This window comes from Psychrobacter sp. NPDC078501 (assembly GCF_044900935.1).
In the GTDB taxonomy this organism is placed as follows: Bacteria; Pseudomonadota; Gammaproteobacteria; order Pseudomonadales; family Moraxellaceae; genus Psychrobacter.
In genome coordinates, this window is sequence record NZ_JBJDOS010000001.1 from 696,875 (window position 1) to 723,259 (window position 26,385).

18 protein-coding genes and 2 tRNA genes are annotated in these 26,385 nt (G+C 42.6%); 14 read left to right on the top strand and 6 right to left on the bottom strand.

Going from position 1 to position 26,385, the window contains the following annotated elements; translation table 11 throughout:
* Positions 1-771: 771 nt before the first annotated feature.
* The 5 genes from ACI2IW_RS02890 to argB all read left to right on the top strand — a co-directional run bounded on the left by ACI2IW_RS02890 (position 772) and on the right by argB (position 7,867).
* Positions 772-2,805 (top strand): UvrD-helicase domain-containing protein, encoded by a 2,034-nt coding sequence (locus ACI2IW_RS02890; RefSeq protein WP_201547616.1) that lies wholly within the window; start codon positions 772-774, stop codon positions 2,803-2,805.
* 156 nt (positions 2,806-2,961) lie between these two features.
* Positions 2,962-4,365 carry a magnesium transporter gene (gene mgtE / locus ACI2IW_RS02895; RefSeq protein ID WP_404692574.1) on the top strand — a complete coding sequence of 468 codons (1,404 nt, stop codon included), beginning with the start codon at positions 2,962-2,964 and terminating at the stop codon, positions 4,363-4,365.
* A 107-nt stretch (positions 4,366-4,472) separates the two neighbouring features.
* On the top strand, positions 4,473-4,937 hold the full coding sequence (dut, locus tag ACI2IW_RS02900) for a dUTP diphosphatase (RefSeq protein ID WP_371546940.1): 465 nt from the start codon (positions 4,473-4,475) through the stop codon (positions 4,935-4,937).
* 138 nt (positions 4,938-5,075) lie between these two features.
* Positions 5,076-6,878 carry a phosphomannomutase/phosphoglucomutase gene (locus tag ACI2IW_RS02905; protein ID WP_404692575.1) on the top strand — a complete coding sequence of 601 codons (1,803 nt, stop codon included), beginning with the start codon at positions 5,076-5,078 and terminating at the stop codon, positions 6,876-6,878.
* A 77-nt stretch (positions 6,879-6,955) separates the two neighbouring features.
* Positions 6,956-7,867 (top strand): acetylglutamate kinase, encoded by a 912-nt coding sequence (gene argB / locus ACI2IW_RS02910; RefSeq protein ID WP_404692576.1) that lies wholly within the window; start codon positions 6,956-6,958, stop codon positions 7,865-7,867.
* Positions 7,868-7,980: 113 nt separating this feature from the next.
* Here the strand turns inward: argB and ACI2IW_RS02915 are convergent, their stop codons facing one another.
* Positions 7,981-8,352 (bottom strand): Spx/MgsR family RNA polymerase-binding regulatory protein, encoded by a 372-nt coding sequence (locus ACI2IW_RS02915; RefSeq protein WP_404692577.1) that lies wholly within the window; start codon positions 8,350-8,352, stop codon positions 7,981-7,983.
* A 226-nt stretch (positions 8,353-8,578) separates the two neighbouring features.
* On the opposite strand from ACI2IW_RS02915, the gene leuS reads away from it, so the two are divergent.
* From leuS to ACI2IW_RS02950, 7 genes are all read left to right on the top strand, one after another.
* Positions 8,579-11,266, top strand: a complete 2,688-nt coding sequence (leuS, locus tag ACI2IW_RS02920; RefSeq protein ID WP_404692578.1) for a leucine--tRNA ligase — start codon at positions 8,579-8,581, stop codon at positions 11,264-11,266.
* A 66-nt stretch (positions 11,267-11,332) separates the two neighbouring features.
* Positions 11,333-12,049, top strand: coding sequence for a hypothetical protein (locus ACI2IW_RS02925; protein WP_404692579.1), 717 nt, complete (start codon positions 11,333-11,335; stop codon positions 12,047-12,049).
* A 153-nt stretch (positions 12,050-12,202) separates the two neighbouring features.
* Positions 12,203-13,303: a DNA polymerase III subunit delta gene (gene holA, locus ACI2IW_RS02930; RefSeq protein ID WP_404692580.1), complete on the top strand. Its 1,101-nt coding sequence runs from the start codon at positions 12,203-12,205 to the stop codon at positions 13,301-13,303.
* Positions 13,304-13,584: 281 nt separating this feature from the next.
* Positions 13,585-14,910, top strand: coding sequence for an efflux RND transporter periplasmic adaptor subunit (locus ACI2IW_RS02935; RefSeq protein ID WP_404692581.1), 1,326 nt, complete (start codon positions 13,585-13,587; stop codon positions 14,908-14,910).
* Positions 14,911-15,189: 279 nt separating this feature from the next.
* Positions 15,190-17,139, top strand: coding sequence for a MacB family efflux pump subunit (locus tag ACI2IW_RS02940; protein ID WP_404692600.1), 1,950 nt, complete (start codon positions 15,190-15,192; stop codon positions 17,137-17,139).
* Positions 17,140-17,333: 194 nt separating this feature from the next.
* Positions 17,334-17,409 (top strand) — tRNA-Lys (locus ACI2IW_RS02945).
* A 159-nt stretch (positions 17,410-17,568) separates the two neighbouring features.
* Positions 17,569-17,644: transfer RNA gene (locus ACI2IW_RS02950), tRNA-Lys, on the top strand.
* 102 nt (positions 17,645-17,746) lie between these two features.
* On the opposite strand, the gene ACI2IW_RS02955 is transcribed toward ACI2IW_RS02950, so the two are convergent.
* Positions 17,747-18,535 carry an MBL fold metallo-hydrolase gene (locus ACI2IW_RS02955; protein WP_404692582.1) on the bottom strand — a complete coding sequence of 263 codons (789 nt, stop codon included), beginning with the start codon at positions 18,533-18,535 and terminating at the stop codon, positions 17,747-17,749.
* Between the two features lie 329 nt (positions 18,536-18,864).
* Positions 18,865-20,952: a catalase gene (locus tag ACI2IW_RS02960; RefSeq protein ID WP_404692583.1), complete on the bottom strand. Its 2,088-nt coding sequence runs from the start codon at positions 20,950-20,952 to the stop codon at positions 18,865-18,867.
* 560 nt (positions 20,953-21,512) lie between these two features.
* Here ACI2IW_RS02960 and ACI2IW_RS02965 point away from each other — a divergent pair.
* Positions 21,513-22,304, top strand: coding sequence for a dienelactone hydrolase family protein (locus ACI2IW_RS02965; RefSeq protein WP_238053299.1), 792 nt, complete (start codon positions 21,513-21,515; stop codon positions 22,302-22,304).
* 101 nt (positions 22,305-22,405) lie between these two features.
* Here the strand turns inward: ACI2IW_RS02965 and ACI2IW_RS02970 are convergent, their stop codons facing one another.
* From ACI2IW_RS02970 to ACI2IW_RS02980, 3 genes are all read right to left on the bottom strand, one after another.
* Positions 22,406-23,065: a DUF938 domain-containing protein gene (locus ACI2IW_RS02970; protein WP_404692584.1), complete on the bottom strand. Its 660-nt coding sequence runs from the start codon at positions 23,063-23,065 to the stop codon at positions 22,406-22,408.
* Between the two features lie 101 nt (positions 23,066-23,166).
* Complete coding sequence (locus ACI2IW_RS02975) at positions 23,167-23,631, bottom strand: flavodoxin family protein (RefSeq protein ID WP_404692585.1); 465 nt, start codon at positions 23,629-23,631, stop codon at positions 23,167-23,169.
* A gap of 1 nt (position 23,632) precedes the next feature.
* Entirely contained in the window at positions 23,633-24,046 is a 414-nt protein-coding gene (locus ACI2IW_RS02980; protein ID WP_404692586.1) for an OsmC family protein, read from the bottom strand.
* Positions 24,047-24,167: 121 nt separating this feature from the next.
* Here ACI2IW_RS02980 and ACI2IW_RS02985 point away from each other — a divergent pair, with 121 nt between their 5' ends.
* On the top strand, positions 24,168-25,886 hold the full coding sequence (locus ACI2IW_RS02985) for a hypothetical protein (protein ID WP_404692587.1): 1,719 nt from the start codon (positions 24,168-24,170) through the stop codon (positions 25,884-25,886).
* Positions 25,887-26,385 lie beyond the last annotated feature (499 nt).

Consider the following 26,385-nt stretch of genomic DNA (forward strand, 5'->3'; position numbering starts at 1 on the left):
AGGTATAACGCAGACGAAAACACAAAGTGACTTTATTTAAAAAGTGACTTTATTTAAGTAATTGTCACTGCACTTCAGTAACTGTCACTGTGTTTAAGTAACTGTCATTGAGTCACATGTTAGGTATTTTGCTGGTAACAACCAATTATCAAGCTTATTGACGACGATGTCAGACGTGACCAACTGTAGAGATTCCGGTATGCGCGCGGATAAAGGCTGGTCGCCCAACGCATCTTCTAACAACGTAAGATCAACGTATTAAATCAATATCATATCTGACTGCTTACTTAATTGATTTAATAGCTCATTACACGTGGTCAACAATGACGTGACAACTGGCATAAATTATTTACGTACTATACGCATATCAGTGCCTAAAAGCTAGTTTTTAACTGTATTGAACGGTCACTTTCTGTGTAAAAAAAATGTGTTTTTTTTACTGTGAATTATGATATAGACCTTACCTTATATTAACCCCAAATCCGTACTTTTGGCTATGAGCAAACACTGCCACGCTATTTGTCAAAAATCAAGTGTCCGAAAACCCCACTTTCATCACCCAAGTCCTCCCCCAAAGTGAGCATTTTTGCTTTATAATGACCCACCAGATTTTTATGATATGCCATCATCAAACCTTAAATTCTATTATTCTTATAATAAAGATTATTAAAATATCGCAACGATACGAATTTTGATGATGCGCGCTGCGTTTATCTATCTTTTTCATATCAGCGCTACCCTCTTTTTTGCTTTTGTCTTACAGGTCACGTTATGAGTCAACTCAATCCCAAACAATCCGAGGCCATGCTCTACGTATCTGGTCCATTACTTGTCCTTGCAGGGGCTGGCTCCGGCAAAACCTCTGTGATTACGCGTAAGATTGCTTACCTAATCCAAGAGTGTGACATGCCAGCTGAGCGTATCACCGCTGTGACCTTTACCAATAAAGCGGCACGTGAGATGAAAGCACGGGTAAGCAAACTGCTACCAAGCGAAAAAATGCGCGGGCTGACGGTGTCGACATTTCACCAATTTGGTCTACAGTTTTTGCGCTATGAGCTGATTCATACTCCGCTAAAAGGCAACTTTTCTATCATGGACAGCGACGACAGTAAGCGCTTGCTGATGGAGCTGATGATGCGCGATAACTTAAGTGGCGCTGAAAGCCGCGAGTTGGTCGGTAAAGCCATCAAAATGATTTCTGATTGGAAAAATGACTTAGTTGAGCCTGATAAGGCGATGGAAACGCTAGACGATCCAGAAGACATGATTTTTGCGACGCTATATGCGCTTTATGAGCGTAACTTACGTGCTTATAATGCCGTCGATTTTGATGACTTGATTGTCTTGCCAACCAAGATATTACGTGAAAATAGAGAACTGCGTGACAAGTGGCAAAACCGTATTCGCTATCTATTGGTCGATGAGTATCAAGATACCAATACCGCCCAGTATGAAATGATTAAATATCTGGTTGGCCCGCAAGGTCGTTTTACCGTGGTAGGTGATGATGACCAATCTATCTATGCATGGCGCGGGGCAAAGCCTGAAAACATGGCGCTGCTAAAGGAAGATTTTCCAAAACTAAAAATCGTTATGCTTGAGCAAAATTACCGCTCAACCACACGTATCTTGACCTCTGCCAACGCCGTTATTCTAAATAACGAGCATTTATTTGAGAAAAAACTGTGGTCAGATAAAGGTCAAGGCGAAAAAATCCGCATCATTAACTGCCGTAATGACGATGATGAATCGGAGCGCGTGGCCAAAGAAATCGTCACGCATAAACTGCGTTTCGGTAATGAGTGGGAACAGTATGCGGTTCTGTACCGTAGTAACTTTCAAGCACGTATGCTAGAGGCACAGTTACGCCAGTTGCAAGTGCCTTATAAGTTATCGGGTGGTCAGTCATTCTTTGCGCGTAGTGAAATCAAAGACATCATGGGGTATTTGCGCCTGATTTTGAACCCCGAAGATGACAGCGCATTTTTGCGTATTATCAATACGCCTAAGCGCGGTATGGGACCCGCCACGCTAGAAAAACTCGGCTTATTTGCCCAAGAGCACAGCATATCGCTATTGGCCTCTTGTACCCACGCTGGCCTGACTCATGTATTGCCGTCAAAGGCTTATGGTACGATAAAAGAGTTTGGTGAATTCATTGAACACTATACGCGTGAACTAGATCAACACCCAGACCCTGTACCTATCGTACGCCAGATGATTGATGAGACAGGTTATATTGACTTTGTCCGTAGTGATGCTAAAACACCGCAACAAGAAAAAAACCGTATCGATAATATCGATATGCTCTACACCAGTATTCAGTCCTTGATTAATCGTGCTGAAGAAGACGAAGATCGGACGATTGATACCATCATTCGTAAACTGGTTTTGCTTGATATGCTTGAGCAGCAGCAAGAAGAAGAGAACACTAACAAAGTTAACTTGATGACCTTGCATGCGGCAAAGGGTTTGGAGTTTGATTTTGTTTATATCATGGGGCTTGAGGAGGAGATGCTGCCGCATCGCAACTCTATCATGAGTGAGACAGTCGAAGAAGAGCGCCGTCTGATGTACGTGGGCATTACTCGTGCACGCCGTGAGCTGACATTGACGCTCGCGACCCAGCGCCGTGCCGGTGGTCAAATGCGCGTTACCTCAGAATCAAGATTTTTGGATGAGTTGCCTGAGGATCATATTGATTGGCCTGCCAAAGCGAAAAAGAAAAAAGCGACCAAAGACCCAGAAGCTGTTGCTGATGAATATCTGGCCAACATTCGAGCGTTACTGGGTAAGCGTTGATCTTACTCAAAACATTTAAGCACCTAAGTAATAAACACCTAAGTAAACTGCTTGCGAGAATACGCTTTAGACTGCGCAAAAGGCGATTGTTATAATCGTCATTGTTATTGTTCTTTATATACTGTAAAAAATTGACTGTAAAAACTTGGAACACTTATGCCTACCCCGACGCCCAATCAGGAACGAACTGCCATGCTGTCAGGAGATTATAATTCGGCTGAATATAGTGCCGAATATAAGCTTCTATATCTGCAGGGTTTGGTTGCTGATAAAGCATACGAGGCCATTACAGAGTTTTTGGAAAAACAGTCCGAATATGAGATTGCCAACCTACTAGAGTCCTTCCCAACTCAAAACCGTCTGTTGATTTGGGCGCAGGTGCCAGAGCACATCAAAGGTGAGGTACTTGCCGAGCTAGATGTCGATACGCGCCAGCCATTGATGGAGAACATTTCTTCTCAAGAAATCTCCTTGTTTACCCAAGATCTTGATGCGCAAGATATATCTGAGATTTTGGACACTGTTACTGAGAGCGTACGTACCTCAGTCATGGCAACGCTAGACGAAGAGACGCGGGTTCAAGTCAATAAGCTTGATACCTATGCTGACTGGGAAGTAGGTAGCTATATGGATCCCGATATTATCCAGATAAGGGATGATATCTATTTGGCTGATGTGCAAGAGTGGCTGCGTGAAAACGATGACCTGCTCGATGACGAGAGCCAAGAGCTACTCGTTGTCGATCAAAGCCAGCAATTACTGGGACTACTGAGTCTAGTAGATTTAATCAAGCATAAACAAAATACCTTGGTCTCGGATCTGATTGACACTGCCATTACAATTAATGATCGTTTGGATATTCAAGATGCTGCTGCGATTTTTCGTTCAGAGGACATCCGTTTTGCGCCGGTAATCAATAGCCATGGCGAGCTGGTTGGTCAACTAAACGGTGAAGACATCATGGAAATTATCCAAGATGATGTCGACAGCACCATGAAAAATCTCGCTGGTGTTAGCCAAGATGAAGAGCTGTTTGCCCCTATCCTAACCAGCGCCAAAAGCCGTAGCGTCTGGCTAGGTATCAATTTATGTACTGCCCTATTGGCCGCAGCTGTGATTGGACAGTTTGAAGAAGTATTGGCACAAGTCGTGGCGCTAGCGATATTGATGCCAGTAGTCGCCAGTATGGGCGGTATTGCTGGCTCGCAGACGCTGACGGTTGTTATCCGCGGTATGGCGATGGGTCAGATCGGTGGTTCTAACCGTGTCTGGCTGTTGAATAAAGAGCTGTGGGTGGGCGCAATCAACGGTATCATCTGGGCAATAATTATGGCGTTTATTGCTCAGTTATGGTTTCATGATATTAAGATCAGTGCCGTCATTGGTTTTGCCATTGCAATCAACATGACTGCGGCTAATGTCTCGGGGATCAGCATACCGCTGATGCTAAAACGAATGAATATCGACCCTGCTCTATCTGCTTCGGTTATCTTAACGACCGTCACGGATATCGTCGGCTTTATGTCCTTTTTAGGATTGGCCAGCGTATTCATACTTTAGTTTTTTGCTGAATTACTGAATAATTAAAATATAGAATTGTTATTTGTTTAAAACCCTAGTTCAAAGTACTAATTTAAAAAACCATCAAATCGTTAAGTGAGTGTGTTATGCAAGCTGTACAAGTTAAAGTGGTAAACCCTAAAATTACTGAAGACGAAGCGTTTTCTCTACCAACTCGTGCAACCGATGGCAGTGCAGGTATTGATTTGCGTGCTTGCATCGATGAGCCATTAACGATTAAAGCAGGTGAAACCCATTTAATAGGTACAGGCCTTGCGGTTTATATTCAAGACCCTAATTATGCAGGTATGATTTTACCGCGTTCAGGTCTTGGCCATAAGCACGGTATCGTCTTGGGTAACTTGGTTGGGTTAATCGATGCCGATTATCAAGGCGAGCTGATGGTTAGTATTTGGAACCGTAGTAGCGAGGACTTTATTCTTAATCCAGCTGAGCGTATGGCACAGTACATCGTGGTACCTGTTGCGCGTCCTGAGTTTGAAGTGGTTGCAGAATTCAGTGATGAAAGCGTACGTGGTGCAGGCGGGTTTGGACATTCAGGTCGTCAATAGTAGCTATTTTGACGGTCAAACCTGCTAGTAATTTTTTAGATAGCGATTAGAATTTTGCTTAAGCTATATCTAAAACCTTGCGCTATTCATTTTTTATTTATCATTGAACACCTATCACGGTTATAAGGAGAGTAAGCAATGCCACCTTTTGCGGCGCAGCAATCCTTATTCCGTGCTTATGATATTCGTGGTATCAACCAGTATTTTACTAGCAGTTTTATACAAGCGTTAGGCGATGCTTTTGCCACTCTCTACAATGTCCAAGATAGCCAACCGTCTCGAAATATCAATGCTAGTACCTCTGTTGAGACTAAGCAGAATGTTGTCGTTATCGGTTATGATATGCGCATTGGTAGTGAAGCCATTGCACATACACTCTCTACTGTACTAGCTCAACATGGTTTACGCGTAATCCAGTTAGGTCTGATTACCACGCCAATGATGGCATTTTGGGCAATGCAATATCAAGGTCATGGCATTGTCGTAACAGCGAGCCACTCTGCTAAAGACATATTAGGCATCAAATGGTTAGTAAATAACAAGTCCCCTAGTAGCTCAGAGATACAGACGCTCTATCATCAACTCACCGCCAATCATGGTCATCACACCTATCCCGATAATCAAGCTAAAAATTCTGTCTTGCATTCAGAAAACATTGAAAGCATTGATAATAACTACGACTCAAAATTATCAATTGATTTGCTTGAGCAACTACCTACTCATCAAGTAGCAAACGTTTATATTGATGCTATTGAGCAGGTATTTGAACAATTATTTCAGCACAATCACTCGTTAACTGAGGCCAGCCAGAGAAATACTCATAAGCTTGATTTGGTCATAGTCATTGACTGTATGCATGGCGCAACTGGGCGTATTGCTCAACGCTTGTTTGAACGTTTTTGCCGACATGTTATTTTTCTCAATGATACACCAGATGGTAATTTCCCCCTTGGTAATCCAGACCCTACCGAACCAAACCGCCTAAACGAATTGCAGCGAGCCGTTGTTTTGCACGCAGCAGATATAGGCTTGGCTTTTGATGGCGATGGCGATCGTTTAATGGTCGTTGATAACAACGGCAAGATAGTTACGCCCGATCATTTGCTCTATTTATTGGCACGTATTGCTATTACTGAACATCCTAACTCTCTTAGCGACTCTTTATTAGCATCTGAAGTTCTTTTCGATATTAAATGCGCCCATCATTTACCAAGACTATTATCTGAGCTTGGTACTACACCTGTGATTAGCAAGACTGGCAGCAGCTTTATGCGCCAGCAGGTACAGCATCCTGACAATCAGATTGTCTTCGCTGGTGAATTATCAGGGCATTTCATCTTTAATGACAGCCGCTTTATTTCTTACGATGATGCGATGTACGCTGCATTACGATTGCTGCATTGGCTTGACCAAACTCATGATGATACTAATGATAAAAAACCACTATCAGATATCATCCAAAGCTTGCCCACTATAGTCAGTACTGCTGACCATTACTTGCCAATGCCGCAGACCGCTACTACCGACTGCTCACTTGTAGAGCAACTAACGAGATTTTGTCATTACTTGCAGTATCTAGTAGATATGTCTACTCATACTGATTCTTCATCTAGTCAGCAGTTAAAAGATACTTGCCTGCCCGCCACAATATGCAAGTCATCAGCGTGTACTTGCGCTACTGCGAAGTCGCAAGTAGCATTAAAACAGACGCATGAATTATTACCTGTAGGGACCAAGTTAAGCTGTATCGATGGTGTGCGTTTGGATTTTGCGCATGGTTTTGGCGTACTGCGTCAATCAAATACCAGCAATAGCCTGACCGCGCGCTTTGCAGGTGACAGTGTAGATGACCTAAAAAGTATTCAGGCGACATTTGCCACTTTATGCCGACCATTTAACGCAGCGCTAGCTGAACAGATTCTTGCTATTCCTGCGGAGTAGCCTCATAAGACATATAGCTGTCTCATTAGACATAATAGAAAAACAACCAATTTAAACCCGGCCCTTAGGAGTTTGTAATGACGCTTAATTTAGATGATGCCAAAAACACCGCTGAAGTATTGACCACTGCTCTGCCTTATATCCAGCGTTTTGTTGATAAACTCATCGTCGTAAAATACGGCGGCAACGCCATGACCGACCCTGATCTTGAGAGCTCATTTGCTCGCGATATCGTTTTGTTAAAGACAGTCGGTATGCATCCAGTAGTCGTACATGGTGGTGGCCCGCAAGTTGACAACCTCCTAAAAGAGCTCGGACGTCAATCAGACCGTATCGATGGGATGCGAGTCACTGACAAAAGCACCATGGATATCGTAGAGATGGTTTTGGGCGGTAGCGTCAACAAATCGATTGTTAGCCTGATTAACAAACATGGCGGTCGCGCGATTGGTCTTACAGGTAAAGATGCCAACTTGATTCAAGCGAAAAAACTGATGATGGAAAAAATTGGCGCAGACGGTATCGCTGTACCAGTTGATTTAGGATTCGTCGGTGATGTGGTCAGCGTCAATAAAGACGTGATTAACATGCTAATTGCCTCTGATTTTATCCCTGTAATCGCGCCACTTGGCGTTGACGCTGAAGGCAATACCTATAACATTAATGCGGATTTGGTCGCAGGTAAAGTGGCAGAGTTTTTACAAGCAGAGAAACTGATGTTATTAACCAATATCAAAGGCGTATTGGGCCGTGATGGCGAAGTGGTAACTGGGCTCACGCCAAAGAAGGTTGATAGCTTAATCGAAGATGGCACTATCTCAGGCGGCATGATTCCTAAAATTCAATGTGCGCTTGATGCGGTACGTAGCGGCGTCAAAAGTGCGGTAATCGTTGATGGCCGTGTCCCTCATGCGACCTTACTTGAGATTTTTACCAACGAAGGGGTTGGTACGCTCATTAGTCGTGAGATAGACTCCTCATTGAGCTAGCAACATGTAGCAATGCTAAATGTAGAAAAGCCCGAGTTAATATAAACGCTCGGGCTTTTTTGTACATTTTTATATTTAACAAATGAGACTGGCTTAATTTTTATAGCTCAATTTTACGAAAAAACTTTATCAAACTCAGACTCATCGAAGCCGCATAGTAATACTGCTTGATCGTCATCTGCCAACTGACCTTCTACAATTGGGCGTTTAATCATACTGGTATTTTCCACGAGTAAATCTATCGCGCTGTCTACACTAGCGTCAGCTGCTTGCTTTTGACTGTCGTCTAGCTTGCGCCATGTCGTACCACGCTTATTAAGCACTTTTTCGATACCTAGCTCATTTACCCAGCACTGTACTGTTTCTTTATCGATACCTTGTTTTTTATAATCGTGAAAATCGTAGCTGACATCTAGATCGTTTAGCTTAGTAAACGCTTTTTTCATCGTGCTACAAGATTTGATACCGTAAATGGTGATGGTCATGATAAATCCTCATAAATATTCATTAACTTGTCTATTATACCTAAGGCTGACTAGATATAGAGAATGCATTACTTTTAATCGTCAAACCTAGTAAGCAACTGCATCATATCGTCGCAATTTTCGCCAAATTACGCTATGCTATGGCATTGTCAAATTCCACCTATTTTGATCAGTATTAAACAAATCCGTATTAAATAAATCAGTATCAACCAATTTCGAGCCGACTATGAGCAACGCCGTGACAGCAGACCAAACAGAAAACAACTATTATAACCCACAAGCGATAGAAGCCGCGCAGCAGACCAAATGGGCAACTGACAAGCGCTTTGAAGTAAGCAATGAGCCAAGCGACAAGCCAAGTCGTTACATGCTGTCGATGTTCCCTTATCCAAGTGGTAAGCTGCATATGGGCCACGTCCGTAACTATACGATTTCTGACGTATTGAGCCGTTATTATCGCCTAAAAGGCTATGAAGTCATGCAGCCAATGGGTTGGGATGGTTTTGGTTTGCCAGCAGAAAACGCAGCGATTGCTAACCAGACGCCACCTGCGGCATGGACATTTGCCAACATTGACAGCATGCGTGCACAGCTTAAATTGCTAGGCCTGTCTATTGATTGGTCACGTGAATTTGCCACTTGTAGCCCTGAGTATTATCAGTGGGAGCAGTGGTTATTCTTGCAATTGTACAAAAAAGGCTTGGTCTACAAAAAGCTATCGACGGTCAACTGGGATCCTGTTGACAACACTGTTTTAGCAAACGAGCAGGTCATCGATGGCAAAGGCTGGCGTAGTGGAGCTGCCGTCGAAAAGCGCGACATCCCTATGTACTACTTCAACATCACTGACTATGCTGATGAGCTATTGGATGATTTGGATCAGCTAGAAGGTCACTGGCCGTCTGAAGTACTAACCATGCAGCGCAACTGGATTGGTCGTAGTGCCGGTATGGAAGTCCACTTCCCTTATGAGCTTGCTGGTGAAGAAAACACCTTAGATGTGTTCACCACTCGTCCTGATACCTTGATGGGTGTGACTTATGTTGCTGTTGCCGCAGAGCATCCACTTGCACAGTATGCCTCTGAGCAAGATGACGCAATCGCTCAATTCTGTGCATTATGTAAAAAAGGCTCAGTAGCTGAAGCTGATTTGGCCAAAGCTGAAAAAATCGGTATGGATACAGGCCTCACTGTGACGCATCCTTTAACTGGTGAAGAAGTTCCAGTGTGGGTTGCCAACTATGTGCTAATGAGCTACGGCTCAGGCGCAGTCATGGCAGTACCTGCTCACGATGAGCGTGATTATGAGTTTGCGGTTAAGTACGACCTACCAATCAAACAGGTCATCAATACCCCTGAAGGTTACTTTGATGAACTAAAAGCAGATGCCAAAGCAAACGATAGTGAAGTAAATCTTGCTTATACTGAGCGCAACACTTTGGTTAACTCAGGTGAGTTTGATGGTCTAGATTTTGAGCAAGCGTTTGAAGCAATGCTAGCCAAACTTGAGCCAAAAGAGCTGGCTAAGAAAAAAATTCAATATCGTCTACGTGATTGGGGTGTCTCTCGCCAGCGCTATTGGGGCTGCCCGATCCCAATGATCAACTGTGAGCATTGCGGTACGGTACCTGTTGAAGAGCAAGACTTACCAGTTGTGTTGCCAACTGACGTCGTACCTGATGGTCGCGGTAACCCACTTAAGAATATACCAGAGTTTGTCAATACCACTTGTCCTAAATGTGGCAACCCTGCTGAGCGTGAGACCGATACCTTTGATACCTTTGTAGAATCTAGCTGGTACTATGCACGTTTTGCTAGCCCAAATGATGCACAAAACATGGTCAACAAGTCTGCTGCCAATAAATGGTTGCCAGTCGATCAATACGTCGGCGGTGTCGAGCATGCGGTGATGCATCTATTGTATGCGCGTTTCTTCCATAAGCTGATGCGTGACGAAAACTTAGTCACAGGTGATGAGCCATTTGCCAATCTAATGACCCAAGGCATGGTGCTTGCTGGTACGTTCTACCGCGTCAATGCGGATGGCAGTACGACTTACTATTTTGCAGAAGATATCGATATTGACTTCAACGAACGTGGTCAACCCATCAAAGCAATCTTAAAATCTGATGGTCAGCCAGTAACGATTGGTAAAATCGAAAAAATGTCTAAGTCAAAAAACAATGGCGTAGATCCACAGCTAACCATTGATAAATATGGTGCTGATACGGTTCGTCTATATACGCTATTTACTGCGCCTGCAGATCAAACACTTGAATGGTCAGACGACGCGCTAAAAGGCCCTTATAACTTTGTTAAAAAAGTATGGCGCATTGCAACCGATCATATGCAAGCGCTAACGGCCGCCAATATCAATATTGATACGCTGAACAGTGCCATCTTGAACACAAACGGGTTGAGCAAAGAAGCCAAAAACTTACGTCGTAAAACGCACGAAACGATTGCTAAGATTGACAGTGACTTAGGTGACCGTTTGGCACTGAACACACCTGTATCAAGCCTGATGGAACTTGCTAATGAGCTGACTGGCTTTAACGCGAGTAATGAGCAAGAGCTGCACGTCAAACACGAAGCCCTGACCAATCTGCTGATTATGCTGTCTGTCTATGCGCCGCACGTTGGCGAGCATCTGCTTGAGCAATTGGGTCTTGATACCTTAACGTTGGACTACCCAACCGTGGATGAAAGTGCGCTGGTACAGGACATGATCACCATGGTGGTACAGGTCAATGGTAAGATGCGTGGTAAGATGGATGTCGCACCAAACAGCGATCCTGAGCAGCTAAAAGAGCAAGCTCGTACCATGGAAAGTGTGGCAAAATTCATCACGGGCGAGATCAAAAAAGAAATCGTCGTTCCTAACAAATTGGTTAACATCGTGGTTGTAGGCTGAGGTATCTTGAGCTAAGTATTTTAGGCTTAGTGCTCTAAGCCTTCTTATCATATGAGGATAGCGTTTATGTCATACAAGCATCGAGCTGAGCAGGCGCAACCAGAATTAAGCGCACACAGTCTAGCTAACAAAAAGTCCCATGGCCAAAAGCTCGGAGCAGTATTACTTGCCACGCTGCCAATGTTTGCGGTGGTAGGTGCAGCGGCGGCTCTTAGCGGCTGCGGCTTTCAGCTGCGTGGCTACGACTCAGCGATGCTGCTTGACGTCGAAAAAACAGCGGTCATTATCGAAGACAATCGCACCTCCTTCCCGCTGAAACTACCATTGACGCGTCGCCTAAAAACGTTAGGTATCGATGTTATTGGTAATATGCGCTCAGAAGAAGTTGCTCGTAATAACCAACAAGCAGGGGCTGAGTCTATTGCCGCTATCGATATCCGTAATGTACGTTTCAAGCGTTACGAATTGGTTGGCGTATTAACAGAGATTCGCTTAGTACTATCAGCAGATGTCAGCTATCAAACGATGGAAAATGGCAAGCCTGTGACACTGAGCAACCCCATCCAAGTCGAGCGAAGCTATCAGTACAACGAAGCATCTGTTAGTACTGACGATCAGCAAGGCGATCAGACTCGCGATTGGCTCTATGATACTTTAGCCCGCCGTATCACTGACCAATATGTCGCAATCTCGCTTCCTAAAGTCGCACCTGCTGCCAAGCAGTCTATACAGATGAATAAAGGTGTGACACCAACCGTTGTCGTCGTACCACAACCGGAATAGTTAGTCGTTCTGATTATCAAACGATACCATTTCTAGAAGTATGAGTAGCAAACTAAGCGAGCGTAAGTACTAGTAAACTCGGCTAGCTTAACACTGCTGATCGTATTTTTGGAATTGGTATTACCTGCTCATCAACCTGTGTAACACCACGCTATGCAAGATACTTTCATAAAGGCCTATCCAAAACTACTGCAGCCTTCCGTTGCGGTAGCTGGCTTGTGGCTGGCGCACGGTGACGAGCCACTACTGAGTCAATGGTTGATAGATGCGCTGCGTCCACACTGGCGCGCGCAGAACTATGCAATCAAACGTATAGAGCTGATTTCTGTCAAGAGTTGGCAAGAAGTACTGTCTGAGCTTGGCAGCCAGTCTTTATTTGATGACGCCAGTGCCTTAATCGTGACGGGTAACCATAAACCTGACAAAGCGGTTATCGCCGAGCTGGAACGTTTTGCAGTCGAGGCACAAGCTGGCACACATGGTCATAGTGTGTTGTGGCTCACACCTAAGCAAGACAAACGCAGCCAGAGCAGCAAATGGTTTGCTCCTTTTGCGCAATATGGCAATGTCATTGATTGCAATTTATACAATGAGCAGCAGCGCCAACAGCTACTACAAATACAAGCTCAGAAGTTTGGCTTACGACTGTCTCAAGAAGCATGGCAGCTACTCATGTCACACACTGAGCATCATTTGCTAAGTGCTTACCAAACCTTATGGCGACTGTCTTATCTGTTTGCACCGCAGCTAGTTGCTAATAACAGTACTAGTGAAGATAGTGCTACTGACAACAGTACCGAACAATCTAATAGCTTTTCACAACCTGTGAATAATGTGGCATTGGATATTGCAGACCTACAAGCAGCGTTGGTCAGCGATGCGCAGTTTAGTGTGTTTGATTTGTCTGATGCGATGCTCGCGGGCAATAGTACGCAGGTTGCCAAAATCATGTTTCAGCTAAAGTCGACCGATGAGCCCACTACTTTAGTGCTTTGGGCTATCAGCAAAGACATGCGTCAAATCATTCAACTTATGGACGGTCAAGACCCTCAAGCATTAGGCATTTGGCGTAGTAAACAAGGGTTATACCAACAAGCCTGCCGTCGTCAGTCAAAACAACAAACGAGCGAATGGCCTGCCCTGCTTTACCGCTGTGACCAAGCTATCAAAGGACTTGTTCGCCAGCCAGCATGGGAATTATTATTACAAGCAGCACTAGAGCTTGCAGGTAAGCGTTTATTTGCTATGCGCTAAGATTGAACCGCTTGTCACCACCTTATATTATTTTTCTTATTAACAAGTTATCCATCTCTTCTCTTACTGATTTATACATTTAAACGCTATAAATCCAGATTCTACTACCCTATCTTGTTTTCTTATAATCTCCGTTTTATTGATTTTTAGTAAGCATTTCTTTTCTATACCTAACTCTGTTCTTGGCTACCTTAACCTTTCGTAAACTAATTTCCATTCCCTTTTGTAGATGAAGTCTCTACTATATCTACACTTGATTTAATTGTGATTGGATTGTTGTCATGCGCAAAATAAGCAAAAAGTCTGCTATCAAATGGGGTGTCATCACCTTGATTATCGTAGCATTAGGGGCTTTGGCCTATACTTTTTTAAAACCAGAAGAAACCACACCTAACTATTTAACCGCAACCATTGAAGTCGGTGATATTGAAAACAATGTCATGGCGTCCGGTAAAGTAAAAGCGTTAAACACCGTCGATGTAGGGGCACAGGTATCTGGTGAAGTAAAACGCCTGTATGTTGAAGTCGGTGACGAAGTCAAACAAGGCGATTTGATTGCGCAGATTGATCAAGTGACTCAGAAGAACAGCCTGAGCAATGAACAAGCCAGTCTTGAACAAAGCGAAGCCGCGCTACAAAGTGCGCAAGCAGAATCGTTAAGCAAACAAGCCAGTCTGAAAAGTGCCTATGCCGACCTTGCCAGCCGTCAGTCTGAGCTCAAACAAGCACAGTCTGATTTTGCACGCTTGCAAGACTTAGTCGCTATCGATGCTATCTCGCAGCAAGAATACGACACCCAAGCGACCAGTGTTGAGACCGCAAAAGCAGCCGTTGCCAATGCGCGTGCGGCTATCGATACAGCAAAAGCGGCGATTGCGACCACTGAAGCCAATATCAACAGTCAGCAAGCAGCATTACGCAAATCACGAACCAACGTCAGTACTGCTGAAGAAGATTTGAGCTATACCACGATTCGCGCCCCGATATCAGGTACCGTCGTTTCTATTACGACTGAGCAAGGTACTACGGTCAATGCTAACCAAACGGCGCCCACATTGGTGACGTTAGCAGATTTATCGACCGTACGTATCAACGCGCAAATCTCAGAAGCTGATGTCATTAACGTCAGTGCTGGTATGCCTGCTTATTTCAATATTATCGGTAATCCAGACAAACAGTATGATGCGACATTAACCGCTATCGAACCTGCCCCAGAGCAGATCAGTAGCACCAGCTCGACAGACGCTGCTATCTATTACGTCGGCTACGTAGAAGTACCAAACCCTGACCGCTTATTCCGAATCGATATGACGGCACAGATATATATCATCGTCAACGAAGCCAAAAATACTCTATTAGTACCATCAACAGTGATACAAGAAAAGCGAGCTAAAGGTAAAGAAAAAGGCAAAGCAGCCACCGGCAAGTTTGTACGTGTATTAAGAGATGACGGAACCGTAGAAGAGCGTACAGTAGAAGTCGGTATTGATAACCGAGTAAATGCGCAAATCTTAAGTGGTTTGAAAGAAGGGGAAGAAGTAATCATCAGTGAAGAGAGCGGTAAGAAATCAGATAGCGGCCGCGTACCTGGTGGACCTCAAATGTAACTTGTGCTTTGACTATGTTGAGTAAGAAAGGCTTGCTAAAAACATAGCAGCCCTTTCATAACAACACTATAACGCTTATTAGCCTTTATTAAAGACACTGCTATGACTATATCTCAATCTCCTAAACCGTCGAGTGAAGATAGCTCTGAAAGTAGCACGGCTCAAAACTTAGGGTCACACACTTCTGCTAATCTTTCAAACAGCTCAGATAACTTAAACAACTTGAATAATCCGGCAAAAACCAATACCGTTAATCACCCTGCACCAGGCAAGCCCATTATGGAGTTGTCTGGCATTATCAGAGAGTTCCCTGCTGGTGAGCAAACCATTCGCGTCTTGCATGATATCAATCTGACGATTCACCAAGGTGAGATGGTCGCTATCATTGGACAATCAGGCTCTGGTAAGTCCACCTTGATGAATATCTTAGGTTGTCTAGATCAAGCCACTGCTGGTGATTATAAGATTTATGGTCAATCCGCCCGTAAGCTTGATGCCGATCAGCTAGCAGAACTGCGCCGTGAGCACTTTGGTTTTATTTTTCAGCGCTATCATTTGCTTGGTGATATCAGTGCCAAAGACAACGTCGCCGTCCCTGCCGTGTATGCGGGCATGGATACCGAGGCACGCACCAATCGTGCTGAGAAGCTACTAACTGACCTCGGCCTTGGCAATAAGGTCAACAATCGTCCCAATCAGCTCTCAGGTGGACAGCAGCAGCGTGTTTCTGTCGCTCGTGCACTGATGAATGGTGGCGATGTTATCTTAGCAGATGAGCCAACTGGTGCCCTAGACAGTAAGTCTGGCGAAGATGTCATGGCGATTTTGCATGACCTCAGCGCACAAGGTCATACCATTATCATGGTCACTCATGATCCAAAACTAGCAGCACAAGCGGAGCGTGTGATTGAGCTCAAAGATGGCCATGTCATCGCTGACTATCAAACTGAGCATTATAAGCACACAGACAAAAAACCAGAATCTATCCTTGGCGAGCATCGAAAAAGTGCCTTTGGTAGTTTTATTGATCGACTGCTTGAAGCTTTCAAAATGTCTTTGCTTGCCATGCGCGCGCATAAGATGCGTACTCTACTAACTATGCTCGGCATTATTATCGGTATTGCCGCAGTCGTATCTATCGTAGGTCTTGGACAAGGCTCTCAGCAGCAAATCCTTGCCAATATCAGCTCGTTAGGTACCAATACCATTACCGTCAATGATGGCTACCCTAGAGGCGATCCTAGACGCCGCTATAATGATGACAATTTGACACCAGAAGATGCAGAGGCGGTCGGCAATCAGCCCTATATTATCAGTGTCAGCCCTCAGGTAAATGCCAGCTCTAGTGTCCGCTATCGTAATATACAAGAGGATGCTACCGTCAATGGCGTTGGTGAAGACTATCTAACCGTCACTGGTGAGACATTAACATTGGGCCAAGGGTTTGATGCAAAAAGCATTACATTACGTAGTCAAGATATCATCATCGATGACAACGCTAAACAGACCTTTTTCTCAGATATTGATAACCCTGTTGGCGAGGTAATATTGGTTGGTAGTGTGCCTGGACGCGTGATTGGCGTACTTGAAGAGAGCGACGGTGGCTTTGGTCCCAGTGTAACGACGCCTACTATCTATATGCCTTATACGACGGTGATGTCGCGCGTCACCGGTAGTACCAATATAGACCGCTTTGTGGCGTTATTAGATGACAGTATCTCCTCTAGTGCCGCAGAGACTGCCATTTCTGACTTGATAGAGAGTCGCCATGGCAAAGATGACTTCGAGCTACGAAATTCAGACTCTATCCGTCAAACGATCGAGTCGACGACAGGTACGATGACATTGCTTATCTCATCGGTCGCGGTTATTTCACTGATCGTCGGCGGTATTGGTGTCATGAACATCATGCTCGTCTCTGTCACCGAGCGCACCAACGAGATTGGCGTGCGCATGGCAGTAGGTGCACGTCAAAGCGATATCATGCAGCAGTTCCTCATCGAGGCCGTTCTGGTCTGTATTTTAGGAGGGCTGATTGGTATTGGACTGGCCTTTGCCATTGGTGAGCTGATTAATAGCGTGGGTGGTGATAATTTCAAAGTTATCTATTCATCAACCTCTATTATTGCTGCTTTTGTTTGTTCGACGTTAATTGGCATAGTATTTGGATTCTTGCCAGCACGTAATGCCGCCAAATTAGATCCTGTTGAAGCACTTTCTCGAGACTAATAATCGATTATTGACTCGCTTTAGCCAAAAATAGAGCAGTCAATATCGATATAATGGCAAAAATTTAAAGAAACTGGAATAAATTGGCGATTTTATAAGAGAATTACACTTTTTTTATCATGTGGGGTTGTAATTGTCATAATAATATATATAATGTGCTCTCACGTTTAGGGATACAAACACTTTAAACGTTAGGGCTGTTAGCTCAGTTGGTAGAGCAGTTGACTTTTAATCAATTGGTCCCGCGTTCGAGTCGCGGACAGCCCACCATATTTAGTTTAATCTTTATTAGTCGTTCTACCCTATCCGGTAGTAGACTAATAAAGATAAGTTTAAAAGACATCGTTAAGATGTTTAATTTTAGAAAGTTCTTTAGTTAGAATTTTCTCTTGTAGAGTTAAAAAGCATCGCTTTTTTATATACTCTTCAGGGCTGTTAGCTCAGTTGGTAGAGCAGTTGACTTTTAATCAATTGGTCCCGCGTTCGAGTCGCGGACAGCCCACCATATTTAGAAAGCCCAGTTACTATCTTAGTAATTGGGCTTTTTTTCGTCTGGGCTTTTTAAATGTTGTTTTTTAGCTATTAGTTTCTTAACTTTTATATACCTCTATTTATTATGCTTACGTTTAAATAGTCTAAAGTTATCTCTCTTGCGCCATAGTAGTTTGTGTCTGATCGTATCTTTGATGGTACGTGGGTGCTTAGGTGCATGAGCAATAAACTCATCGAACTCTGCCTCACTCATCGCTAGCTCTCGACCATGTGCCATCATCACCATTGACGGTTGCAATGCCCTGATTTTTTTTAGCGATTGAACATAAGCTTTTGGGTAATAGACAGGAAATGGCGCTACGAACTTATGGCGTAATTTAATGATTAAATCAGCGGTGTATACTTCGCGACTGGGCAGATGAAACAAAGACAAATCACGATCCGTATGACCTGGCGTCTCTAGTACTTGCCACTCATCAAAGTGTGGCACAATCTCACCATCTGTGACAGTGATATCTAGTTTTAGACTTGCCGAATAGTATAGGTTTTTAAATGGCCTACCTTGACGTCTGGCCACATAATATCCTAGATGTATATCTACGAAGTGCATCGTGCGCCCACCAATACCGCTATACCACTGCTTTTTCTTATCAGCTGAGACAATCAGACAGCCTGTCTTTTCTCGAAACTTATTCGCACCGCCTGCATGATCCGGATGCATATGCGTGACCACTACTACTTTTAGGTCAGTAATGGGTCGTTTTAACGTTGTCTTAATATAGTCAAGCACCATCGGCACATCAGCACGGCAGCAGCCATCTAACAGCATTATTTTATCTGGATATACTGCCAGATAACTACTCTGGATATATCCTTCTAAGCGTACAATTTCACATAGACTCATTGGTGTTCCCTACCTCATTCGTCATTATTATTGTGAGGCTTTTGTTCAGTTTTATAGCCAATCTTTAGTATAGCGCCCGTCACCACAAATAAAACGACTTTGAGTGAACGCTTGTGACTATATACAAGAGTAAGGCGACATAAAGAGACGATGCGGCTAACAATTAACTATGGACAACTTACTACTCATAACCGCCTATATAATTCTATCCATGATAACTCTCACCTTATTAGTAAAAAGCAAAAAACCCAGCGCTTAGGCTGGGTTTAAGGAAACACTTAATATCTTATTTGTTATCTTAGATAATTTGTAAATTACCTACTCATCGACTATGCAAGATCACGAACCTTTGGCTCACGTTCCCATAGACGAGACTTAGCATTACTGATAAAGGCATCTAACTCAGCCAATGGCGTCACAAACTCGTCTTTTTCAACTGGTAGTTTACTTAGGATAAATTCATCAGTCGCACCACAATAGGCGATGGCTTTGCAATGATTGTACGCATCATTGAACCAATCTAACGCAGAGCTGTCTTTTGCGAGCTTTTTAGCTTGATCAGGCATGATGATACTAACGACGGCATCAAACATCACTGATGGACCACCAGCAAGGCGCTCATCAGCTTGTATGCGTGTACCATCATCCAATACGACTTCTTTATTAGGCGCTACGATTTTGACACTAGCACCCTGCGCTTTAGCAGCATCTTCGAACTTTTTAACTTCACTACTATTAGAACCTTCTGCAACTAAGATACCAATCATACGACCTTTTAGGCTATCAGGCGTTAGGCCAATAGTTTGTACCGCTTTAGAGATTCCCAAGTCTTGAACAGGTGCAGCCGCGTCAGCTGGCTCTGGTAGCTCCATACCCAAGGCCGTTGCTACGCGATTGGCCAAGTCTTCATCGATATGGATCAAATGGCTAAGCATACGCGTACGTACATGGGCTGTGTCTACTTTACCTAGCTCAAACGCATAAGCGGTTGCGATATGGGCTTGCTCAGTTGCTGTCTGACTACGGTAGAACATACGTGGCTGACTATAGTGATCGGCAAAGCTCTCGTCACGTACGCGACCTTTTACGCCATCATCTAGTTGCTCATGGAATGAGTTGAAACCACGTTTAGCGCTTTCACGAGGACGAGTTGGATCTAGGCTTTGTGGCTCATAGAGTACACGTGTCTTAGGCACCTGCATTTGCATATGACCATCTTGCTGATTATTAGCAAACGGGCATTTCGGTGCATTGATAGGAATCTGGGCAAAGTTTGGCGAGCCTAAACGTGATAGCTGAGTGTCTAGATAACTGAACAAACGACCTTGTAATAATGGGTCATTACTAAAATCAACACCAGGTGGCAAATGCGATGGGCAGAATGCTACCTGCTCAGTCTCTGCAAAGAAATTATCTGGATAACGGTTCAATACCATCTTACCCACGACTTTTACTGGTACCAATTCTTCTGGAATCAGTTTTGTCGCATCGAGATGGTCAAATGGGAACTCATTGGCTTCTTCTTCAGTAAATAACTGTACGCCAAACTCCCACTCAGGATAGTCACCGTTGTTGATTGACTCAAATAAGTCACGACGATGATAATCAGGATCAGCGCCCGAGATTTTCACTGCTTCATCCCACGTGGTTGACTGTACGCCCAATACTGGCTTCCAATGGAAACGTACAAAAGTGCTCTTACCGTCTTTATTGATTAAGCGATAGCTATGAATACCAAAACCTTCCATCATGCGTAGGCTACGTGGTAGACCGCGGTCACTCATCAGCCAAATTAGATTGTGCATGGTTTCAGGACTTAGTGAGACAAAATCCCAAAACGTATCATGAGCAGAAGCTGCTTGCGGGAAACCACGATCTGGTTCTGGTTTTACCGCATGAATCAAATCTGGAAACTTCATCGCATCTTGGATAAAGAAGATTGGCATGTTGTTACCAACAATGTCCCAGTTACCTTCTTCCGTATACATTTTTACAGCGAAACCGCGCACGTCACGTGGCGTATCTTTTGAGCCTTTGTTACCCGCTACCGTTGAGAAACGCGTAAACAATGGCGTTTGCTTACCTGTTTCGGTCAATACTTTGGCAGTCGTATACTCTTCTAGTGACTCTGTTAGCTCAAAATAACCGTGTGCTGCGCTACCACGAGCATGGACGATACGCTCAGGGATACGCTCATGGTCAAAGTGATTGATTTTTTCACGTAATACAAAATCCTCTAACAGCGTTGGCCCACGTGAGCCTGCTTTTAGAGAGTTTTGGTTATCAGCGATGGCCACACCTTGTTGCGTAGTTAATACTTTGGTGTCGTCACCTGCGCGCTGATGGGTTTCACCACCATTGCCACGTTCCGTATTCATGTCTTTGGCGGGGTCAGTATGATCGATATTATTATTCATAAAAAGTCCTAGCTAATAGATTGAGAGTGCTCTTTTAAATCACTAAAAGAGTGCCTACACAGGTTTGATATCCTTTGAGATAGTGGTGACTTCATCTGTCATTTATTTATCTGTGTTTTCAGCATTGCTTAACGTTAAATTGATACCGCACTAAAATTCGTAAAGGAATAATAGGCTTAGGCCTTATACTACCCAAAAAATAAGTCAAATATAGTTGCGTATATAGTAAACCTTGTTGATGTTTGGTTAAGGTCTATAGACGCCATAAAGCGACTACTTTAGTTGGTCTTAAAGGCGCATAAACGTTAACAATAGAATCTTGTAATGTAGTTATTCTTTAAGGTATTCTTTTTATGCAGTACTAGAGATTATTGATAAATAAGTTGGCAGGGTTTTAGCCTTATATTTATCTTTTTTATATCGTTGAATTCAGATAATTTCGATACAAGAAAACCGAGCGCAAGTTATACATTGGTATAGTTAGCGAGGATGACAATGTAGCGGATTTATAGGGATTTGATGATGCGACTATTTTTTATATAACTATAAGGCCACCTACCATGTTACCAACTCTAAACTCCCCGACTAAAAAACCTTATCACTCATTGCTAGTAGGCGCATCAATGGGTCTAATGGCATTAACGTTCAGTCAAACAGCTGCTGCTATCACGACCAAGAGCGTTACCTATACGGTCGATGATAAAGCATACGAAGGCTATTACGCCAAGGCGGACAAAGCTAATGCACCTTTTATCTTATTGATTCATGATTGGGACGGTCTAACTGACTATGAGCGCAAACGTGCTGATATGTTAGCGGCTGAAGGCTACAATGTATTAGCGGCCGATATGTTTGGACAAGGCATTCGCCCTACTTCTATCGAAGAAAACAAACGCCTAACTGGGGAGCTATATGATGATCGTAATAAAATGCGCCGCATATTGGCAGGAGCACTGACGGCAGGACAACTACAAGGCAATGATGTGCGTAAAGGCACGACCATGGGTTATTGTTTCGGCGGTACGGTCGCGTTAGAGCTAGCACGCTCAGGCTTTGAGCAAAAAGCCTTTGTACCTTTCCACGGTGCCTTTGATATTCCAACTGGTCAAAGTTATGACAAAACTACGGGAGAAATCCTAGTATTCCATGGCTCTGCTGACCAATCTGTCTCGCTAGAGAGCTTTGCGACTTTGGGCAAGACCTTAGAAGCAGCCAAAGTACCTCATGAGATGGTCACTTATAGTGGCGCACCACATGCCTTTAGCGTATTTGGCAGCGATAGATATGACGCTCGCGCCGATCAGCGCTCTTGGAAACGCTACTTGGATTTTTTAGCAGAAGAATATAAGTAATATAGCTGCGCAAATCAAATAAGTAGATGTAAAAAGCACCTCAATAAAGATCTAGCAATGATCTATTGAGGTGCTTTTTTGCAGCGTCAATTATCTGGTATTTAATGCCTTTGGAATACTAACAGCTGATTATTAGCAGGCATTGTATAAGTATTTACAAGTTTTAAGTGTTTCGATTTTGCTAAATGGACTACATCTTCCTTATCACGAATACCGCTGTTGGCATTACCTGCTCTCAACATCGTATCAAATCGCTGATTACCTTCACTGGTATATTTACCATGCTCATTAAATGGGCCATATACAATCAGCTTACCGTTAGTAGGTAGTGCCTCACCAGCCAATGCAAACAAGCGCTTGACCAAAACCCAACTGATAATATGCAAGGTATTGGCAGTGAATATCGCATCGTAGTGCCTATCTGCGCGACTGCTGACAGGTATTGCATCTGTATTCAAATCAAATGCCAATGGAAAATATAAATTAGGTGCAGGATAAGCATTGTGCCAAGCTGCTATGTGATGATGATTACTGATCACATCACTCGTTTGCCACTGGACCTCAGGCAGATTAGGCGCAAAATAAATGCTATGTTGTCCCGTTCCAGAGCCAATCTCTAGCACATGACTAAAGCCTTGTAGCTCTGTTTGAAGTACTTTTAGAATAGGCTGCTTATTATTTTCACACGCTTGAGAAAACGGCAATGCAGAAATATCTACTTTACTATTTGAATTATCACTATCCAGATTATTGTCATGCATCACTATCCTCCCAGACCGTTTGTTATGCTCTCAGTATTGATAGCAGTAGATGAACAAGCACTGTCTATGACTGACCTAATGCCCGCCAAACAACTAGACTACTAGTAAATACCTGCCTCTACCCCAGCAGCAAGCGTCATAGCAAGCTCTTCTACTTGCTCAGCAAAACTGTCTTGCCAATCGCCTTGTAGTATCAGCGCCTCTTGAATCCATGACCAACGTAGCCCCGTTGTAATCGTTTTGAGCGCAAGCTTGGTACCTGTACCATCATGCCCTGCCCGTATATATACCGCAAACGGCATACCTTGCTTTTCTTCTAGCACGGGATAATAGCAACGATCAAAAAAATCCTTGGTCAGCCCTGTCATATACGCTAGATTTTCAGTCGTACCTAGCAGTAACGCATCAGCAGCCAACACATCCTCAGGCTGCGTATCCTGCGGTGATTTCAAAATGACGTTGATATCTATATCAGGATTATTCGCACCGTCATAGGCTGCCTGCACCAATTTCTGGGTATTAGGCGATGGCGCATGAGCGACGATGAGTAAAGTCTTAGTAGACATATTAGGCTTCTGTGCCATTGTTAAACACTAAGTTTTGTGTGATAGCAGGATCCAAGCTATTGCCTACTGGACAGGTCAACGCGGTTTTATAAAATCGTTTTAGGGTGCTCTCGTCCAATGCTTTTGAAAAATTGACCACGACATGTATTTCACTCACACGTCTTGGTTTGGCAGCCATGACTTTGGTGACTTCTGCGGTCGTACCTGAGATATCGATATCCATCGCTTCGGCTTTGATACCAATAATCGTTAAGATGCAACTGCCCAAACTGGTCGCTAGCAAATCAGTCGGAGAAAACGCTTCGCCCTTACCATGATTGTCCGTCGGCGCATCAGTGATGATTTTATTATTCGACTGTAAATGGATAGCTTGGGTGCGTAAATTACCTTGGTAGGTTACTTTTGAGGTAGTCATAATCTTGCCTTAGTTTATTAAACTAGCTGCCTGAGAAATAAAGATGCTGTGATAGTTATTTGATAGATGCTAAGATAGCGAGCATTTGTGCAAACATTAGTTCTGTAAAGGAAATTGTAATATGTATGTGTATGAGCTCTCAGAATACCAAGTTTATCAATTAAAATCGATAGACCCAGCATTAGGTGGTAACTGGAAAACCATTCTTATCAGTATTTTGCCGCAGCTCGATATACCCAGTCGTAAAAGTGTGTACGAAAAAATATTATCAAAAAGGAACATTAGCCCAAATTTTACTTATATTATTCCAGATGATTTGAGAAGTTTGTTATCTAAAACAGCAATTCGTCATCGAGAGCTAAAAGCAATTGCTATACAGATGTTGAAATTTATTGAGTCCAAGCCGGATTCATATGATGCTATTGAACTTGCTGATAAAGTAGAGGCGATGATCGATTATCTTAACCGTATTGATATAGGTGATCATATTTTAGACCAAAAAAGTCGTGAAAGTATAAAAAAAGCATTTTTGTACGATTTAGCATTTTGGATCGATAATGTAAATCTTATAGTACAACCTGGTATAAGGCACTTAAATACTGATATCGTAAAAACATACTTTAAAGAAGTATTTATTAAGCAAAAGATTCAGGGGCGAGACTTTCGCGCATGGGATTCTACTGATATAGACTTTCAGGAACAAGACAAATTACCCGATATTATAAAAAGAGAGGCAAAGCGTAAAAAGTTCTTTGTCATTGAAAGTGAGCGTTACTGGTTTTTAATAGGTATTGCCGACAAATCAAGACAAAATCCTTATTCTATTAAACGTTTTTTACATGAAGATGGCGGTAGTAATGATTTATTTGTATATCTGACACACGTTGTCATTAGAAAAGAGCTTATAGATGAAGAACGTTATATACGACACGTTAAATACTGTACAAGTCGACTATACACTTTGGATGCTGGTGTATCAGACACAATCATCAAATTTATAGCAGAAGCACAACATCTCTGTAAGACACAAATTATACCTCTACTCAAAAAAGAATTGAAAAAAGACGGCGAAGAGACAGAGTATCATATCAGTAAGCGTATGAATGACTATGAGCACCAAATCACAATTTCGATTTTGAATAAATTACCTAATATAATTAATAATGCAGTCACTGATAGTGATGATCGATACTATTTATTTTATTATTTGACTAAAATTTTTAATAAACTTATAGATAATCTCCAAAACTTTCAATTAAGACCTATCGCTACATACTCTTCTAATGTAGAAATTATGATTGCCAGGCTAATTAGCTTCAAATATTTTCTAGATACGATTTATGATTCATTAGAGGATAAAAAATTTGAGATTAAAAATTTCACTAATGCTTCTAAAGAAATAATTGCAATTGTTAAGGAAGCTTTCGATAGTACTGAACAGAACCTGATAAAGTTGAATCAATTAGAAGAAAAATTAAAATTTTATCTTGAAACTAAGGAAAATGGTAGTATTTGGCAAAAAATAAAGGTCGGTTTCCCACCAAATTATACTTTAGAAGATGTGGAACACTCAAAAAATGAAGCGAAAAATGAGTTTTTTCTGTCCATAATAAATTTAGCTAAAAAACATAATGATAATATTGTTTACGTAGAATTTGACTGCAATGAAATCTTAAATGAATACTATCGTCACTATGCCATTGCTAATGAAAAGATGGCAATAGCACGACTACCAAAAGTACTACGATTACCTGAAGATAAGAAAACATTTAATATTCAAAAGACTAATGAAGCAATTCATCACAACGTATTTATATTCGACAAGAAATATGTATCATGATCTGTTGTTTTATATATTTTCTAGACAAATTTTTCGTATAAGAGTTTTATTTGACTATTATAGGGAAAGTTCATGAATTCAATTACTAGTAGCTTTTCAGCACCAATCTACAGACGAAGAAAAGCCCCTTTTGCGTTAGCCAAAGGGGTTAGATGTGAGTCTATTATTTTAATTTTTGACAAACAATATTGTTTTCATTTCTTTAGGAAATACCGTAGTAAGTAGGTAACCCCCAAACAAAAAAGAAGGCTAGAATGTGTAGTAGAAAAAATGTCTTTTTTCTACTACACACTGAAATATATATCCGATAACCTAAAAGTAGTATCAGTAAGCCCTAAAATAACGAAAAGCATAAATAGTATGAGTCGCTATTAAGTGCCACATAACAATGAAGGTCCAGTCCAATAGTCAATCCAAAATAAAAGAAGTACAACCCATATTATGAAATAGTTTAGGTAGATTATTCTCCATCCAACCTTGTCGTAGAAACTTAGCTTGT

Bases quoted from the DNA above. Each gene is read 5' to 3' on its own strand.
- ACI2IW_RS02975 (WP_404692585.1), bottom strand. From the start codon at position 23,631: ATGTCTACTAAGACTTTACTCATCGTCGCTCATGCGCCATCGCCTAAT.
- ACI2IW_RS02960 (WP_404692583.1), bottom strand. From the start codon at position 20,952: ATGAATAATAATATCGATCATACTGACCCCGCCAAAGACATGAATACG.
- ACI2IW_RS02965 (WP_238053299.1), top strand. From the start codon at position 21,513: ATGTTACCAACTCTAAACTCCCCGACTAAAAAACCTTATCACTCATTG.
- ACI2IW_RS02940 (WP_404692600.1), top strand. From the start codon at position 15,190: ATGGAGTTGTCTGGCATTATCAGAGAGTTCCCTGCTGGTGAGCAAACC.
- ACI2IW_RS02980 (WP_404692586.1), bottom strand. From the start codon at position 24,046: ATGACTACCTCAAAAGTAACCTACCAAGGTAATTTACGCACCCAAGCT.
- argB (WP_404692576.1), top strand. From the start codon at position 6,956: ATGACGCTTAATTTAGATGATGCCAAAAACACCGCTGAAGTATTGACC.
- leuS (WP_404692578.1), top strand. From the start codon at position 8,579: ATGAGCAACGCCGTGACAGCAGACCAAACAGAAAACAACTATTATAAC.
- ACI2IW_RS02890 (WP_201547616.1), top strand. From the start codon at position 772: ATGAGTCAACTCAATCCCAAACAATCCGAGGCCATGCTCTACGTATCT.
- ACI2IW_RS02935 (WP_404692581.1), top strand. From the start codon at position 13,585: ATGCGCAAAATAAGCAAAAAGTCTGCTATCAAATGGGGTGTCATCACC.
- ACI2IW_RS02985 (WP_404692587.1), top strand. From the start codon at position 24,168: ATGTATGTGTATGAGCTCTCAGAATACCAAGTTTATCAATTAAAATCG.
- ACI2IW_RS02915 (WP_404692577.1), bottom strand. From the start codon at position 8,352: ATGACCATCACCATTTACGGTATCAAATCTTGTAGCACGATGAAAAAA.
- holA (WP_404692580.1), top strand. From the start codon at position 12,203: ATGCAAGATACTTTCATAAAGGCCTATCCAAAACTACTGCAGCCTTCC.
- mgtE (WP_404692574.1), top strand. From the start codon at position 2,962: ATGCCTACCCCGACGCCCAATCAGGAACGAACTGCCATGCTGTCAGGA.
- ACI2IW_RS02955 (WP_404692582.1), bottom strand. From the start codon at position 18,535: ATGAGTCTATGTGAAATTGTACGCTTAGAAGGATATATCCAGAGTAGT.
- ACI2IW_RS02970 (WP_404692584.1), bottom strand. From the start codon at position 23,065: ATGCATGACAATAATCTGGATAGTGATAATTCAAATAGTAAAGTAGAT.
- dut (WP_371546940.1), top strand. From the start codon at position 4,473: ATGCAAGCTGTACAAGTTAAAGTGGTAAACCCTAAAATTACTGAAGAC.
- ACI2IW_RS02905 (WP_404692575.1), top strand. From the start codon at position 5,076: ATGCCACCTTTTGCGGCGCAGCAATCCTTATTCCGTGCTTATGATATT.
- ACI2IW_RS02925 (WP_404692579.1), top strand. From the start codon at position 11,333: ATGTCATACAAGCATCGAGCTGAGCAGGCGCAACCAGAATTAAGCGCA.